Here is a 15,686-nt window from a genome sequence, read left to right as displayed (position 1 = left end):
ATGCTAAAGGCCCCTGTTTACAGGGGCCTTTTTTGTCAGCTCAGGAAAAATACCTTTCCCCGGGGGGCGAAGGGCAACCGGTTATTCTGCGGTAATAACCAGGCATGCTCCATCTTCACTGACACGTGATCCTCGCAATAGCCATCGGTAATGATAAGCAACGGGCCACCGCGTGGGAAATCGCCCTGTAATGAGAGCGTATCCAGCAGATCCACGCCCGGTTGCAGTAGGGTTCCGCCCCGCCCATAGAGCGTGAAATGGTGGACCATCTCCTCTGGCCGCACCCAGCCGCGATCGTATGCCCGGGCGTCGCAGCAGATGAAACGCACGGCAAACACATCGCGGGATAAGGCATAACTGGCGATGGCCCCCAGCGCTTTTCCGAGCAGCTGCGGCTCCATTGAACCGGAGGTATCCAGAATCACGCCAAATACCCGCGAACGCTGCTCCTCTTCGTCCGGCTTTTTAATCGAGGCTCTGGGGATATCGGGTGTCGCACTCTGCCGCCTTGAGGGGCGAGCGTATGAGCGCCGATGCTCTGGTGGTGGAAAATGCTCATCAAACCATTCTGCCAGCGCTACATCCCACGGTACGGGAGGCTGAGCCAGACTTCTGATCTCTTCGATTAATCCGGCTGGCAGCGTGCCGCGCGATGCGCCATACAGGCAGCGATCCATCCCCTGATAAAGTGCCCGCCGGCAGTAGGCCTCGGCATCGGTAAACCGACTGTCACCCATCTCGCCAATTATATCGCCCCCCGCGCGACCACGAAGGGTGATGAGCTTGCGCGCTTTGCGCATATCCTGGGCGAGAAAATCGTAAATCTCTTCCGCGGACATAGCGGAAAACTGTGCGTCATAAAGCAGCCCGATGGCAGGAGGCGTGCCAATCTGCATCTCGATTAGCCAGTCATTGATTATAAAATCGCAGGCGACGTTCCACAGTTCGGCATCCCGCCCACGTCGGCGTGACGCATGATTTAAACCGGCGTGCAGCAGTTCATGGGCAAAAACAAACAGCATTTCAGTTGCCGACAGTCGCGCGGTTGGGTTAATCCAAATCTTACCAGCACCCACATCAATCGCGGCGACCGCGATATCATACTGGCTGCACAGCTGCGCATCTTCTTCGATATCAAAGCTGGCCGCCAGCGCGCCCAGTAACGGATAAAGGGTCATCATCTGTCGGCGCGCTTTCTGCGCTAAAGTTATACGCGTCTTGCCGCCGTTCGGCTGATAGCCCCCGACTTTGTTCAGCGCATCGCTCACGCTGTTACTCAGCCCCTCTGCAAGCAGCGACTGCCAGGTCACGCCGCGAGGATGAGAAGGTTCAGACTCGTAAAGAAAACAGTCGTCGCCGCCGCCATAAATGGTGCGCCAGTGCGATAGCTCACGCGAGATCCCCTCATCAGTAAACTGACGGAACAGGCCTTGTGCGTCAGAAGGTCCTCCCTGCGGAAACGGGAACGACTGTAATTCCTCCGGCAGCGTGCCAATTTTCAGGGCTTCGCAGAAACGCATTGAGGCCGTCAATACCGCAAGCTCCCAGATCTCTCTGGGCTGGCGGGGTTCTATGTAGCCAAACCCCAGCGCTGCCAGCGCCTGCGCTATCATACGCGCCCACTGTTCTGGCGTAGCGTGGCGTTTTGCATTCAGCCACAGGTAACCCCGGTTGCTCAGGGTCAGCCAGCCACGTGAGGAGACATAATGATGGTCGTTATCAATACGTTCATAAACATGCGAGAAAATGGGTGAGAAGAGCGCATGTTGTTTGATAATGTTCAGACCCGCGTTACAGGCCTCCAGCGCCGGGTTGCGACCAGGCTTTCGCATTCTCAGCCTCCCCTTGACGCCAGTCGAGGGAGATCGCGGGCCACTTCCAGCAGGAACCAGGCCGGTAGTGTCCTGCCATTTTCATCTTCGCTCATGACCGACTGGGCTATCTCAACGCTTATGCGTGCAAGGCTTTTGAGCACGTCCTTCGCACGAATAGCGAGCTGGGTATGCTCAGCGCGGAGGGATTTCTCGTTCTCCGGCAACTCCTTGTACAGATGCGAACGGAACGACTGGGCCAGAAAATAGAGCACATCACGATCCGCAGGATCGTCCGGCCAGGCGGCATCACCTTTCAGAATCGCAGCGATCGTGTGCTTCTGGCGCACCTGTTTAATAAAACCTTTAAAACTTCCCGCATGGGAGGGCGAAAGCAGACCATAAATCAGCGCTTCCAGCATGTCGTCTTCAATGCCCTCACCAAATGAGTGAAGCGCATCGGAGAGCATGTGCCAGCTACGGGGGGTCGAAAAGGGTTCTTCATGCTTGGGCGGCTCGTTCCAGAGCTGATCGGGGCGCAGCTGAATGTACTGCACCACCCAGGGATGTATACCTTCACTATTAATCGCCCAGTTCAGCCACTGGCGATGATCGGCGCGCAAATGGATGTGCACCATGCGATTAATGAGCGCCGATGGCATGGGCTTCACAATCGCAGCATCTTTTGCCCGGTTGCCGGCACCAATCACAATAGTGCCTTCGGGCAGGCGGTACTCCCCGATTCGCTGCTCGAGAATTAATGAATAAAAGGCTTTTTGTATCTCATGGGATGAGGCGTTGAGCTCATCCAGGAAGAGTACGAAGGGACGTTCGCGTACGATACTGGCAGGTGGGAAGAAACGAGAGCATTTCCCGTCAATTTGCGGAATGCCCAGCAAATCTTCTGGCGCAAGCTGACTACCCAACAACGACACGCACTCCATACCCACTTCGTCGGCAAACCGCCTAATCAGGGCGCTTTTACCAATGCCTGGCGGACCCCATAAAAAAACAGGGCGGGTTATGGCCACGTTGAGCAGAAAAGTAAAGGTGTCATCCGGGGTAAGTTGAATCGCGGAAAGCATAAAATTCCTTTTAGCTAAGAGGGTTGCGGCGGTACTCCAGGGGGGGCCCGTACAGTCGATGACGTATGCATGAGGCTGGTTATAAAAAAAAACCAGTCGCTGAACCACAGACTGGTTTTCAGTAATGCAGAAACAAAGACGTTACTCGGTCTCTTCTGCCTTTTCAACACTGTTGCTGGCGTTACGGCTCATCCACAGCGCCAGCGCTTTTAGCGAATCAGACGTAAACTCGTCGCAGCGGGCGGTTATCTCTTCCGGGGTCATCCAGAAAACTTCGCTGACCTCATCTTCCTGAAGCGCGAAAGGCCCGTGAGAAACACAGCTGAATAATCCGCCCCACACGCGGCAATGTTCATCTTCGTAGTAAAAAACGCCATGCTCTGCAAAAGGGACGCCGGCAATGCCGAGTTCCTCTTCCGCCTCACGGCGCGCAGAGTCGAGTAACACTTCATCGGCCTGAACCACGCCGCCCGCCGTGCAGTCCAGCATACCCGGCATAAAATCTTTGGTTTCAGTGCGGCGTTGAACCAGGATTTTACCCATACCATCGTGCACAACGATGTAGGTCGCTCGATGGCGCAGGCACTGCGCGCGCATTTGCTGGCGGGTAGCCTGAGCGATGACTTCATTTTCCTCGCTAACAATATCCACCCACTCCGTGTCTGCTAAATGATTCTGTTCCACCATCAGGTATGTCTCTTCATGGCGCTCTTATGGCGCGTTTTTAGTTGAACGGTAAATTACGGATTAATCGCGACCTGTGCAATAACCCGATTATCATTGAGTGCCTTTATGCTCAGTAATCCTTCATCCAGCATCCCATAGCTTGCCGCAAAGCCCCCTTTCGGGATGCTGACGGAGCCGGGATTAAAGTGGAAAATCTCCCCCCGTTTTTCCGCGACAGGCAGATGTGTATGACCATAGACCAGCACGTCACCCTCCGCCAGCGCCGGCAGGTTATCCGGGCCAAACAGATGACCGTGGGTTAAAAAGAGTCGTTGTGAAGGCAGTAGCACCTGCTGCCAGGGAGCAGTAACAGGAAAGTGCAACAGCATCTGGTCCACCTCACTGTCGCAGTTGCCACGAACCGCAATAATACGTGAAGCCTGAGTGTTAAGACGTTCAGCCACCTTTGCCGGGTCATACCCCTGCGGCAATGCGTTTCGCGGGCCGTGATAAAGCACATCCCCGAGAAGGATTAACCACCGTGCGCCGCTTTCGGCAAAGCGTTCCAGCACCCGTTCGGCGGCAGGCAGTGAACCGTGGATATCTGAGGCAAACATCAGTTTCATTGTCATCTCTCTTAGCCTGCCCGTCTGGCCGACAGCGCCACAAAGCGCTGCACTGACGAGCGCTGCCACTGGAAGGCGGCATAATTGAGCAACAGCTCCGGCACCTCATCCCCGTGCATGACCAGGCGGTTGAGCATCAGCGCGAGGTCAGCATCGGCGATACACCATTCGCCAAAAAGATTAGGTTTACCGTGTGAAAGCAGTTCGCCGGCAATGGCAAAAAGCTTCGCTGCCGCCTCGCGGGCCGGGTCAGAGAGCGGCGCTTTTTTTGCACCCGCAAAAATGACATCCGTTGCCCGCTCTTCGCGAATGGGCATCAGGTCGCTGCGGATCCACGCCTGTATCTGCCGAGCGCGGGCGCGTTTTTGCAGGTCGTGGGGATAGATGCGTTCATATTCCGGTGGCGCAAAACGCTCTTCCAGATATTCAGTAATGGCTGAAGATTCGCTGATTTCAAAACCGTCAATTTCCAGCACCGGCACCCGGCGCGTCAGGCTGTAGCCTCGCCAGTTATTCAGATTGTTTTCGCCTTTATTAAGATTGACCGTCTTCAGGGAGAAAGGCAGACCCTTTTCATGCAGTGCGACGAAAACGGCCATCACATAAGGGGAGAAAAAATTCGAATCTGACCATAAGGTTATTGCCGGTGCGCTCATGATAATCCTCTCAACGATTAGGTTTTCAACAAAATATAACGTCTCGTTAAGCGTGTCACTTGATGAAAACTCACACATGACCGGTAAGACCTATACTCATAGAGAGAATAACCCGCGAAACGGGAGTCATGATGATAGATCTCTTTTACGCCCCTACTCCAAACGGGCTGAAAATCCTTCTTTTTCTCGAAGAGGCCGAACTGGCATACCGCCTTATTCGGGTAGATATTAGTAAGGGTGAGCAGTTTCGTCCTGAGTATCTGGCTATCTCGCCCAATAACAAAATTCCCGCCATTATCGACCACGCCCCGGTAGACGGAGGCCCCTCCTATACGCTGTTCGAGTCCGGCGCAATACTGCTCTATCTCGCCGGAAAGAGTGAAAAACTGCTGAGTGGTGACTGGCGGGAGCGAAACCTCACTCTGCAATGGCTTTTCTGGCAAGTGGGGGGACTGGGGCCGATGCTCGGGCAACATCACCATTTTAATCACGTAGCCCCCCAGCCGATTCCCTATGCCATCGAACGTTATCAGGGTGAAACCCGGCGCCTCTATGGTGTGCTCAACAAGCGCCTGGAAACCTCTCCCTGGCTTGCCGGTGAACACTACAGCATTGCGGATATTGCGGTCTGGCCGTGGATTAATGGTCATCAGCGTCAGCGTATCCAGCTGGAACACTACCCGGCGGTGCAGAACTGGTTTATGCGGATCCGTTCCCGCCCTGGCACGGAGCGCGCCCTGCACAACGCTCAGCAAATCTGACAAACGCAGCGCAGAGGCTCGTGTATCATGGGCACATCCGTTACGTTCAGGAAAGTTGCAATGTCACAACCCGACGCCATCATTCGTATTAAAAATTTACGGCTGCGTACTTTTATTGGCATCAAAGAAGAAGAGGTGGTAAACCGCCAGGATATCGTCATCAACGTTATGGTGCATTACCCGGCGGAGCAGGCGCGCGCCAGCGAAAATATCAATGACGCACTGAACTACCGCACCATCACCAAAAGCATCATTCAGCATGTTGAGAGTAACCGCTTCTCGTTACTGGAAAAATTAACGCAGGATGTGCTGGACATCGCACGAGAACATCACTGGGTCACATATGCTGAAGTAGAGATCGATAAACTTCACGCGCTACGTTATGCCGACTCGGTGTCGATGACCATGAGCTGGCGGCGTTAAGCGCAACCGGGAGGTGGCATGAAGATACTGATTACCGGCGGTACGGGCCTGATTGGCCGCTTTTTGATTCCGCGTTTACAGGAGGCAGGCCACTCTGTCACCGTGGTGACGCGCGATCCTGGCAAAGCGCGGCATATCCCAGGAGCCAGCGTAGCCCTTCTGACAGGGCTCGATGAGCTGGACAATCTTAATGACTTTAACGCCGTTATCAATCTGGCTGGCGAGCCCATCGCCGACAGGCGCTGGACTGATCGGCAAAAGCAGCGACTGTGTGAAAGCCGGTGGTCGATAACGCAAAAGCTGGTGGAACTGATACAGGCGAGTGAAACGCCGCCCTCGGTGCTCATTTCCGGCTCCGCCGTTGGCTATTACGGCGATCTGGGCGAAGTGGTGGTTAATGAAGATGAACCGCCACATAACGAATTTACCCACAAACTCTGTGCCCGTTGGGAGCAAATAGCCTGCGGCGCGCAAAGCGACAGCACACGCGTTTGCCTGCTGCGTACCGGCGTCGTCTTCGCGCCTCAGGGCGGCATTCTGGGCAAAATGCTGCCGTTGTTCCGGCTGGGGCTCGGCGGTCCCGTGGGCAATGGCCGTCAGTACATGGCATGGATCCATATCGATGATATGGCCAACGGCATTATCTGGTTGCTCAATAACGATCTGCGCGGTCCGTTTAACATGGTTTCACCCTACCCGGTGCGCAACGAACAGTTCGCCCACGCGCTCGGGCATGTGCTTAAGCGCCCGGCTCTCCTGCGTGCGCCAGCCACCGCCGTGCGTCTGATGATGGGGGAATCTTCCGTGCTGGTGCTTGGAGGTCAACGGGCACTGCCCAAACGGCTGGAAGCGTCAGGATTCGCCTTCCGCTGGTTTGATCTGGAAGAAGCGCTACAAAACGTAGTGAAGTGACCCACTTGATCCAGGGGTTTACCACTCGCCTTCCGGTGCTAAGCTAATGCTTTCCACCGGAAGGAATGCCTTTTTTTATGATATTACGCACCCCGCGTTTGACGCTTTCCCCCTTTACGGATGCCGACTGGCCCTTTTTTCTCGCCCTGCGTCAAAGCCCGGATATTATGCGTTTTATGGGCAATATCGCGGCGGAGTTCGATACGCGCACGCTCTTTACCACCCGTCTTAGTGATGAAAATGCCTTTATCATTCGCGACAGCTCAGGTGAGGCGCTGGGCGACATTGGCCTGCAAATCAGCCCCCAGCACCCGCAGGAGGCCGATGTCGGCTATTCAATTGCCCCTTTTGCGCAGGGAAAAGGCTTTGCCAGTGAGGCACTTACCGCTTTGCGGGATCACGCTTTTAAGCAGACGGCTGTGACTGCGCTCAACGCCTGGGTGCTGGCAGATAATCAGGGATCGGTGCGGGTACTGGAAAAGCTCGGGTTCACGCGTGTACAGGTTCTTCAGCAGGCTTTCACCCTTAACGGCAAAAAGTATGACGACTGGGTTTACCGCCTGGAAAAGGAGGCATAACAGATGCCCCCGGCGACATATCATATCAATACATCGAAACGTCTCCACGTCATCCTGATTACGATATTCGGAATATGGTTGGGATGGCTAATCACCACGGCCTCGCTTGGGCGTCGGGTTTACCTTAGCGAACATGCGCCTGATATGCTGATAATCCTCACCCTGGCCTGCGTGGTGGGTCTGTTCTTTGCCTGGCGTCACCTGATGCGAGGCGCACTGGTTGCAGGTAACCCCTTTTCGCTCTTCAAGGCTTTTTTCTTTGCGGCAATGATGGTCATGGTCACGTTCTGGTTTACGCCAGATGCGCTGGTCAGGCTGACTGCCGACCAGAAGGTGAGCCGGATGGTGGCATTTTCAATAGAACACCCTGGCCCGGCGACCGCTCGCTTTAGCAGCTGTAAGGCTGGAATGCGCTTTTATGACGATGACCTTCAGCGCACGATTTTCTTTTGTGAGGATGACAAAAATGTTCCTCCTGGCTCCCGCAGGGTCGAGGTGGAGAAACACATCAATAACCACGGTGGGCGCTTCCTGCGCTACCGCTTCATCCTTGCTGATAATTCGCGTTCACCCTGGAGAAACTGGTAAATCTGACCTACACGCTCTGTTCTGCCTCTTTTGCCCCTCGCTCAGACGGAACACGCTTCGGCTGCGGCACCTTGATGATAAAGGTCAGCACACCGGCAAAGAGGTATAGCCCGGTGTAAGCCCACACCACGCCTACGATATCGAAGAAGGGTAGCAGTGCCGAGGCGATAGCCGGGGCAACAAAGTTACTCATTCCGGCGGAGAGGTTATAAATCGAGACCGCAGCGCCTTTATGATGCGGTTCAAGGGTCGGGAAGACCGCCGTCATCGGTACGAATGCCGCGACAAAAATCCCCAGCATCACCGCAGGAATCAGGGCGACGGCGAAATTATGCCCGGCGTAAAGGGGCAGATAGTAGAAGGTCAGACTGGAAATCGCCATTCCCAGGCAACCAAACCAGCGCACCTGGCGGATCCAGCCGATATACTCGCCAGCGATACCCCAGAAGATATTGGTAAAAATGGTGACGAAGAAGAATACCGCCCAGATTTGCAGCCATTCAGAGATGCTAAAGCCCAGCCGGTCAACAAACAGCAGCGGCATGACGATGGCAAAACCGAACAGCGACAGCGTATTGATGATGCGGATAAGGCAGGCGTAAAAGATATCGCGGTTGGTAAACAAGATGGTGCCCGCACGGGAAAGCTCGGTCATTTTATCGCGCAGCGGCAGGTTCACCCGCGAGCGATCCACCGGCACGTTACGCAGGCTGAACCAGGCAAGCAGCCCACCGCAGGTCACCCAGACAATAGCAAACCACAGGGTGCCGGTTTCACCAAACATCGGGATAGTCAGGCTCGGCAGATAGCTACCCACCACGCCAATGCCGACAGAGTACATAGCCCAGAACCAGCCGGTGGCCGCCGCCAGATTCGGACGCGGCAGCACCTGCACCAGCATCAACATGAAGGAGTAAATAAACAGCGGATAGGCCAGACCGCGGATACCATAGAACAACAGCATCAGCGGGTAGTTACGCATCCCAAGGCCTAACGACATAAACAGGGCATGCATGATGACCCACAGCACAAAGCCGATGATCATTGCCCGCTGTGGTGTTATTAGCTCCGCCACCACGCCGGATGCCCAGGCCGCCAGCGCTGCCGCAAGACCATACAAGGTAAAGACCAGTGCCGACTGAGCAGGCGTGAATCCCATGTCGGTAATGTGCTTGGACAGGAATGCCATTTCAAAGCCATCGCCAGCCATAAAAATCGCGATGGCGACAAATCCCCAGAGCAGTTTTTTCGGTAAGCCAAACCAGTAGTCATTAGATTGCATAACAATCTTCCTTTATTAGCCAGGAGAGTCACCCCGACGACGGTACAGAGGTCGGGGCATGTGGATTAAGGCAGTAACGCGCGCGCTTCCTGTTGTTGCTGATAGAGCAGGCGGAACAGCGCCAGTCGTTTTGCCAGCCAGTCAGCCCGTGCGGGCTGCGGGGTATAACGCGCCACCACCGGCGGTTTAAGACACACGTTTTCCTCCTGGCCGCCGTCAGCGAGCCACGCCAGGCGAGCGGCGCCCAGCGCACCGGATGAGCTTGCGGGATGGGTCACCATCGGGATGTTCAGCACATCGGCAATCAGTTGCGCCCAGACGGTACTGCGGGCGCCCCCGCCCGTGAGGCTGCACTGGGTAATGTTGGCGTTACCGAGCACATTCAGACCATCAGCCAGACCGAAGGTAACCCCTTCTATCACCGCATACCCCAGCAGTGCACGGCTGGTTTCATGGCGCAGATTAAAGAAGCTGCCCGCCGCCAGCGGATCGTTATGCGGCGTGCGCTCTCCTGAAAGATAGGGCAGGAAGAGCGGCGCGCGTTTTCGCACATCGTCACTAAGCTGTGCAATCTCTTCCATAAGCTGGCTCTCGGTCACCGACAGCAGATCGCAGACCCAGCGCAGACAGCTCGCCGCGCTGAGCATTACGCTCATCTGGTGCCAGCGGCCCGGCAGCGCGTGACAGAAGGCATGTACGCCAGAGTTCGGGTCAGCCTGCAGCGCCTCGTTGACCACAAAAATCACCCCGGAGGTGCCGAGTGAAATAAACGCATCGCCCGGCGCTACTGCCCCTACGCCCACCGCAGAGGTGGCGTTATCGCCTCCGCCACCGGCGACGATAACCGAGGAACTTAACCCCCACTCGGTAGCGAGTGTCGCTCGCAGCGTTCCGCTGCACTCACTGCCCTCCACCAGCGCAGGCATCTGACCGCGGTTGAGAGAGGTCATCGCCAGCAGTTCGTCAGACCAGTCGCGTTTTGCCACATCCAGCCACAACGTGCCGGCCGCATCAGACGGATCGCTCACGAACTCCCCGGTGAGACGCCAGCGCAGGTAATCTTTCGGCAGCAGCACTTTGGCGACACGGGTAAAAATCTCCGGCTCGTGACGGGCTACCCACACCAGCTTGGGCGCGGTGAAACCCGGCATGATCATGTTGCCGCTGAGGGTCATCATTTCCGGATGATGCTCACTCAGCCATGCGCACTCCGCGGCGCTGCGGGTGTCATTCCATAATATGCACGGGCGCAAAACCTGGTTCTCTTTGTCGAGAAGCACCGCGCCATGCATCTGCCCCGACAACCCTATCGCGCGAATTGCCGCCCACTGCTGCGGATGCTGCTGACGCAGTTCGGCCACCACGCGGCCACAGGCCTGCCACCAGGCAAGCGGGTCCTGCTCCGCCCAGTGCGGATGTGGACGCTGCACGGTGAGTGCAGCGTGCGCCGAGCCAACAATTTCGCCGGTGGTGTCAATAAGCAGTGCTTTTAATTCTGAGGTACCAATATCAATGCCCAGATACATAGCGCCCCCTTACACTGCCGCCAGTTGCGATTCAGGTTGCGTTAACCACTGCTCAAGTTCTGCCACGGTGCGGCGCAGCAGAGTGAGGAATTCAGCCGAGTTCGCCAGCTCTGCAAAAAGCGCCTCGTCAGCAGCCCACACCGCAAGCGGGTCTTTTGCTTCAAACACCGCACGCACCGCGTCAGGTTGCATCACCCCATCCTGATAGGTGTAGGGCAGAGAACCATCGGCCCAGCGTTTGAGGAACAGGAAGAAAAGGGCGGGCAGCACGGCGGTGGCAGTCGGTGCGGCACCGCGTTTGTAACACGCGATAAGCGTCGGTGTGACCATCCCCGGAATTTTTGACAGGCCGTCCGCCGCGACACGCTGGTTGGTATCTTTGATATAGGGATTACTAAAGCGCGCGAGGACTACGTCGCGGTACTGCGCCAGATCCAGCGGGCTTGGCGTTAGCGATGGGATCACATCGCGGGAGACATACTCCCAGGCCATCTGGCGGATGGCGCTCTGCCGGGTGCTGTCGTCTATATAGCTCAGACCAATCAGCGTACCTGCCCAGGCAATGCAGCTATGGGTGGCATTAAGAATACGAATTTTCGCCTCTTCCCAGGGGAGCACGGAGGCCACCAGCTCAACGCCAACTTTTTCCAGCGCCGGGCGACCATTGATAAAATCATCCTCAATGACCCACTGAATGAAAGATTCACCCATCACCGGTACGGCGTCATGGATGCCCGTTGCTGCCAGCACGCGCTCTGCCACATCCGGCGTCGGACGCGGGGTGATGCGGTCAACCATGGTGTTGGGTGAGGTGGTGTGGGCTTTGACCCAGGCAAAGAGCTCCGTTTCACCTTTGGCCTGCAGGAAGGAGAGAAAACCATGACGGAAACGCTCGCCGTTATGACGCAAATTATCGCAGTTCAGCAGGGTCACCGGTTCGCCATGCGCCGCAATACGCGCTTTCAGAATACGGGTCAGCGCGCCGTACAGGGTGCGGATGCCATCCTGTAAATCCGCCTTCACATCCGCCTGTTGCATATCCAGCTCGTGCTCCGGCGTCAGGTAATAACCGCTTTCGGTCACGGTAAAAGCGATAACCCGCGTTTGCGCATCGGCGCCCTGTTTCACCAGGGCGCTGATGTCGCGGTCCCACGGCAACACCTTGCGAATGGAGGTAATGGTTTCGTACTGGCGCTCGCCCTCCGGGGAGACGGTTTCCAGCACATATTCGCCATTCTGAGCGGCAAGGCTTGTGAGCAGCGCACTGGCATCATCACGAATGTTTCCCAGCGCGATACTCCAGCGGTCATCCCCCTGCTCCAGCAATTTGTGCAAATACCACGCCTGATGAGCACGATGAAACGACCCGGCACCAATATGCATCCACACCGCTTTCTTCTCGGACATAATCATCACCTTTTATGAGCATTTGACTGTTTAACGGGCTTATGCCCGTTTGTTGAACGTATGTTAGTAGCCGGATACAGGATCGTTCTGCGATGCCCTTCACGAAAATGGCTTTTGCCCTTAAAAATTACATTTGCCCATTTTTGTTGCGCTGCCCGTTTCGCGTACACTGTCAGCAGAACTTTTGGGGAATGCGTTGATGAACAAAGAAGAGAAGAAACAGGAACTCGCTGCCCGCGCCGCCTGGATGTATTACGTCGCCGGGTTGACGCAGCAGGACATTGCCGCCGCGCTGGGGTTATCTCGTCAGGTTGCCCAACGGTTGATTTCCGGCGCGCGGGAGATGGGAATGGTGACGGTAAATATCAGCCATCCGGTGACACGCTGTTTGAAACTGGCGCGGGATCTGCAGGAAAAGTACGCCCTTGGCTTATGCCGGGTCGTGCCCTCTTCCGGGCTTGAGGACGAGGCCATACAGCAGATGCTGGCGGTGGAAGGGGCAGAGGTCATGTCGCAATTTATCGACAATACCGCGCCACAGGTGTTTGGGGTAGGCTCCGGAAAAACCCTGCGCGCAGTGATTGACGCCCTGCCCTGGCAGGATCGCCCGCAGCATCAGTGTGTCTCCATGATTGGCGCTATCGCCCGGGATGATTCCGGTACCCGTTACGATGTGCCGCTGAAAATGGCGGAGAAAATGCAGGGCAAGTATTACTTTATTCCCGCCCCGCTTTATGCCGACAGCCCGGAAGATAAAACCAGCTGGTGTCAGCATCAGGTTTATCAGCGTGTCGCCGCCCGTGCCCTGGCAGCCGATGTCACGTTTCTGGGGATTGGGGAAGTGCAGCTGGGTTGCCCGCTGAATACCGAAGGCTTTATTACCGACGCGCAGGTCCGGGATCTGGAAAAGCAGCATGTCGCAGGAGAAATGCTGGGTCATTTCTTTAATCACGACGGGGTACGCCTTAATTCAGAGCTGGACGCCATGTTAACCAGCGTGCCTCTGAGTAGTCATACCGACCGGTCGGTAGTGGGGTTTGCTGGCGGTGAGCGTAAATATGCCGCTATTCGCGCAGCCCTGATTGGGGGATGGGTTAACGGGCTGGTCACGGACGAGGATACCGCGTTGAAACTGCTCGCAGAATAAGGGCTACCGGCGCTGCCGGTAGCCTGTCTGTTACTTAAGTGAGCCTTTAAGAAACTGCTGCAGACGGGCACTTTTGGGATTGCCGAACAGCGCATCCGGTGTCCCTTCTTCTTCGATTTTGCCCTGATGCAGGAAAATCACGTGGCTGGAGACGGTTCGGGCAAAGCCCATTTCGTGCGTCACCACGACCATTGTTTTTCCCTCTTCCGCGAGCTGCTGCATGATACGCAGTACTTCGCCCACCAGCTCCGGGTCCAGTGCGGAGGTCGGCTCATCAAACAGCAGCACTTCCGGCTCCATCGCCAGCGCACGGGCAATAGAAACACGCTGCTGCTGTCCTCCGGAAAGGTGCACCGGATATTTGGCCCGCTGCATCTCATCAATACCGACCTTAGCCAGGTATTTGACAGCACGGTCGCGGGCTTCCTGTTTGCTCAGACCCAGCACCTGAATCGGCGCTTCCATGACGTTCTCCAGTACCGTCATATGGCTCCACAAATTGAAGTGCTGGAATACCATGGTCAGGCGGGTGCGCAGCATCCGCAGTTGATGCTTATCGGCAACCTTCAGCTGGCCGTCTTTATCGCGTACCAGATTGATATTCTCACCGCTTACCACGATTGACCCTTCACTCGGTTTTTCGAGGAAGTTAATGCAGCGCAGAAAGGTACTCTTGCCCGAACCTGACGAGCCGATAATGCTTATGACATCCCCGGCATTAGCCTTCAGCGACACCCCTTTCAGCACTTCATGCTCGCCATAGCGTTTATGCAAATCGGTAACGTTTAATTTATTGTCAGACATGATGTTCTCAGTGCGTCGAAGAGGGTTTTATATGCTGCAGCCAGCGTTTTTCCGCTTTGCGGAACATGCTAATCAGTGCATAAGAGATAATCAGATACAGCACCGCAGCAAGACCAAATGCGGTAAAGGGCTGATAGGTGGCGGAGTTAATGTCACGGGCAATTTTCAGCAAATCCGGCACCGTCGCGGTGAAGGCAAGCGCCGTAGAGTGCAGCATTAAAATAACTTCGTTGCTGTAGGCCGGTAACGCAATACGCAGCGCCGAGGGTAGAATAATGCAGCGATACAGCTTCACAGATGAAAAACCATAGGCCCGTGCGGCTTCAATTTCCCCGGCCGGTACAGAGCGTATCGCCCCGGCAAAAATCTCGGTGGTGTAGGCGCAGGTATTCAGCGTCAGCGCCAGCACCGTGCAGTTCAGACCGCTTCGGAAAAACGCGTTCAACAGCTCCGTCCCCTTCACGACCTCCAGGGTATACATACCGGAATAGAAAACCAGCAGCTGCACGTAAAGTGGCGTGCCACGGAAAATATAGGTAAACAACCAGATGGGGAACTGAATGTATCTGTTACTGGAGACGCGTCCGATCGCCAGAAACAGTGCCAGGATCCCGCCCATCACTACGGACGAAATGAGCAGCCATAAGGTGACAGCCACGCCGGTAAAACGGTAGCCATCGGTCCATAACAGCGATTTCCAGTACTCCTGAATAATCTCGATCACAGGTCAGCCCTCTTCACACCGACGGAGTAGCGACGTTCGAGAAGAAGCAGTACGCCATTAGATACGGTGGTAAACACCAGATAGATAACTCCACACACAATGGCGAAGTAGAACGGCTCCCAGGTGCTCTTTCCGGCAAGCTGGGTTGCTTTGACCACATCTTCCAGTCCCAGCAAGGAAACCAGCGCCGTGGCCTTGAGAATAACCTGCCAGTTGTTACCGATACCCGGCAGCGCAAAACGCATCATCGCCGGAAACAGAATGCGGCGGAAAGTCTGGCCGTTGGTGAAACCGAACGCCGTCGCAGCTTCAATATGCCCTTTCGGCACGGCCATAAACGCGCCACGGAAGGTCTCAGTAAAATAGGCTCCGTAAATAAAACCGAGCGTAATGATACCCGCCACCATAGGATCAATATCGATCTGATCCATGCCTATTGCATCGGTCAGCGTATTGAGCGCGATTTGCAGTCCGTAAAAGATAAGCAGCATCAGAACGAGGTCCGGCACGCCGCGAATGAGGGTGGTGTAACCTTCGAAAATCAGTGCCAGCGGACGATTTTTCGAGAGTTTCGCTCCCGCGCCCGCAAGCCCAATCAGCACCGCCAGCACCACTGAGCTGATAGCCAGCTCAAGAGTGACCAAGGCACCGTGGAATATAACTTGTGAAAACCCGTACAGCATGCAGCTT

The 15,686-nt window shown here is 55.7% G+C and carries 17 protein-coding genes; 6 read left to right on the top strand and 11 right to left on the bottom strand.

The features are described 5' to 3' along the window. Positions 1-35 precede the first annotated feature (35 nt). The 5 genes from KXR87_RS02575 to yfcF form a co-directional block, all read right to left on the bottom strand. Complete coding sequence (locus KXR87_RS02575) at positions 36-1,832, bottom strand: vWA domain-containing protein (protein WP_437430703.1); 1,797 nt, start codon at positions 1,830-1,832, stop codon at positions 36-38. A 2-nt stretch (positions 1,833-1,834) separates the two neighbouring features. Next, entirely contained in the window at positions 1,835-2,896 is a 1,062-nt protein-coding gene (locus KXR87_RS02570) for an AAA family ATPase (RefSeq protein ID WP_437430702.1), read from the bottom strand. 141 nt (positions 2,897-3,037) lie between these two features. Continuing rightward, entirely contained in the window at positions 3,038-3,583 is a 546-nt protein-coding gene (yfcD, locus tag KXR87_RS02565) for an NUDIX hydrolase YfcD (RefSeq protein WP_437430701.1), read from the bottom strand. A gap of 53 nt (positions 3,584-3,636) precedes the next feature. Continuing rightward, positions 3,637-4,188 carry a phosphodiesterase gene (gene yfcE, locus KXR87_RS02560; protein ID WP_437430817.1) on the bottom strand — a complete coding sequence of 184 codons (552 nt, stop codon included), beginning with the start codon at positions 4,186-4,188 and terminating at the stop codon, positions 3,637-3,639. Between the two features lie 11 nt (positions 4,189-4,199). Then, positions 4,200-4,844, bottom strand: coding sequence for a glutathione transferase (gene yfcF, locus KXR87_RS02555; RefSeq protein WP_437430700.1), 645 nt, complete (start codon positions 4,842-4,844; stop codon positions 4,200-4,202). 131 nt (positions 4,845-4,975) lie between these two features. On the opposite strand from yfcF, the gene yfcG reads away from it, so the two are divergent. The 5 genes from yfcG to KXR87_RS02530 all read left to right on the top strand — a co-directional run bounded on the left by yfcG (position 4,976) and on the right by KXR87_RS02530 (position 8,106). Beyond that, positions 4,976-5,605, top strand: coding sequence for a GSH-dependent disulfide bond oxidoreductase (gene yfcG, locus KXR87_RS02550; RefSeq protein WP_437430816.1), 630 nt, complete (start codon positions 4,976-4,978; stop codon positions 5,603-5,605). Positions 5,606-5,665: 60 nt separating this feature from the next. Next, positions 5,666-6,028 carry a dihydroneopterin triphosphate 2'-epimerase gene (gene folX, locus KXR87_RS02545; RefSeq protein ID WP_437430699.1) on the top strand — a complete coding sequence of 121 codons (363 nt, stop codon included), beginning with the start codon at positions 5,666-5,668 and terminating at the stop codon, positions 6,026-6,028. An 18-nt stretch (positions 6,029-6,046) separates the two neighbouring features. Further along, the gene (locus tag KXR87_RS02540; protein WP_437430698.1) at positions 6,047-6,940 is read left to right on the top strand and encodes a TIGR01777 family oxidoreductase; all 894 of its coding nucleotides are present in this window, start codon (positions 6,047-6,049) and stop codon (positions 6,938-6,940) included. A 77-nt stretch (positions 6,941-7,017) separates the two neighbouring features. Then, positions 7,018-7,518 carry a GNAT family N-acetyltransferase gene (locus KXR87_RS02535; RefSeq protein ID WP_437430697.1) on the top strand — a complete coding sequence of 167 codons (501 nt, stop codon included), beginning with the start codon at positions 7,018-7,020 and terminating at the stop codon, positions 7,516-7,518. 3 nt (positions 7,519-7,521) lie between these two features. Beyond that, on the top strand, positions 7,522-8,106 hold the full coding sequence (locus KXR87_RS02530) for a hypothetical protein (RefSeq protein WP_437430696.1): 585 nt from the start codon (positions 7,522-7,524) through the stop codon (positions 8,104-8,106). 7 nt (positions 8,107-8,113) lie between these two features. On the opposite strand, the gene KXR87_RS02525 is transcribed toward KXR87_RS02530, so the two are convergent. The 3 genes from KXR87_RS02525 to dalD form a co-directional block, all read right to left on the bottom strand. Beyond that, positions 8,114-9,388, bottom strand: coding sequence for an MFS transporter (locus KXR87_RS02525; RefSeq protein WP_437430695.1), 1,275 nt, complete (start codon positions 9,386-9,388; stop codon positions 8,114-8,116). Positions 9,389-9,453: 65 nt separating this feature from the next. Further along, the gene (xylB, locus tag KXR87_RS02520; protein WP_437430694.1) at positions 9,454-10,914 is read right to left on the bottom strand and encodes a xylulokinase; all 1,461 of its coding nucleotides are present in this window, start codon (positions 10,912-10,914) and stop codon (positions 9,454-9,456) included. 9 nt (positions 10,915-10,923) lie between these two features. Then, positions 10,924-12,321: a D-arabinitol 4-dehydrogenase gene (gene dalD, locus KXR87_RS02515; protein ID WP_437430693.1), complete on the bottom strand. Its 1,398-nt coding sequence runs from the start codon at positions 12,319-12,321 to the stop codon at positions 10,924-10,926. Between the two features lie 199 nt (positions 12,322-12,520). On the opposite strand from dalD, the gene KXR87_RS02510 reads away from it, so the two are divergent. Further along, positions 12,521-13,468 carry a sugar-binding transcriptional regulator gene (locus KXR87_RS02510; RefSeq protein ID WP_437430692.1) on the top strand — a complete coding sequence of 316 codons (948 nt, stop codon included), beginning with the start codon at positions 12,521-12,523 and terminating at the stop codon, positions 13,466-13,468. Between the two features lie 30 nt (positions 13,469-13,498). On the opposite strand, the gene hisP is transcribed toward KXR87_RS02510, so the two are convergent. The 3 genes from hisP to KXR87_RS02495 are packed head-to-tail and all read right to left on the bottom strand — an operon-like array spanning position 13,499 to position 15,679. Next, entirely contained in the window at positions 13,499-14,272 is a 774-nt protein-coding gene (gene hisP, locus KXR87_RS02505) for a histidine ABC transporter ATP-binding protein HisP (protein ID WP_437430691.1), read from the bottom strand. Between the two features lie 7 nt (positions 14,273-14,279). Then, positions 14,280-14,996, bottom strand: a complete 717-nt coding sequence (locus KXR87_RS02500; RefSeq protein WP_437430690.1) for an ABC transporter permease — start codon at positions 14,994-14,996, stop codon at positions 14,280-14,282. Next, positions 14,993-15,679: a histidine ABC transporter permease HisQ gene (locus KXR87_RS02495; protein WP_437430689.1), complete on the bottom strand. Its 687-nt coding sequence runs from the start codon at positions 15,677-15,679 to the stop codon at positions 14,993-14,995. The genes KXR87_RS02500 and KXR87_RS02495 overlap by 4 nt, the downstream gene beginning before the upstream one ends. Positions 15,680-15,686: the final 7 nt, after the last annotated feature.

The sequence above is a fragment of the Yokenella regensburgei genome, assembly GCF_051486985.1.
In the GTDB taxonomy this organism is placed as follows: Bacteria; Pseudomonadota; Gammaproteobacteria; order Enterobacterales; family Enterobacteriaceae; genus CBFFRJ01.
This window is presented reverse-complemented; position numbering and strand designations above follow the sequence as displayed.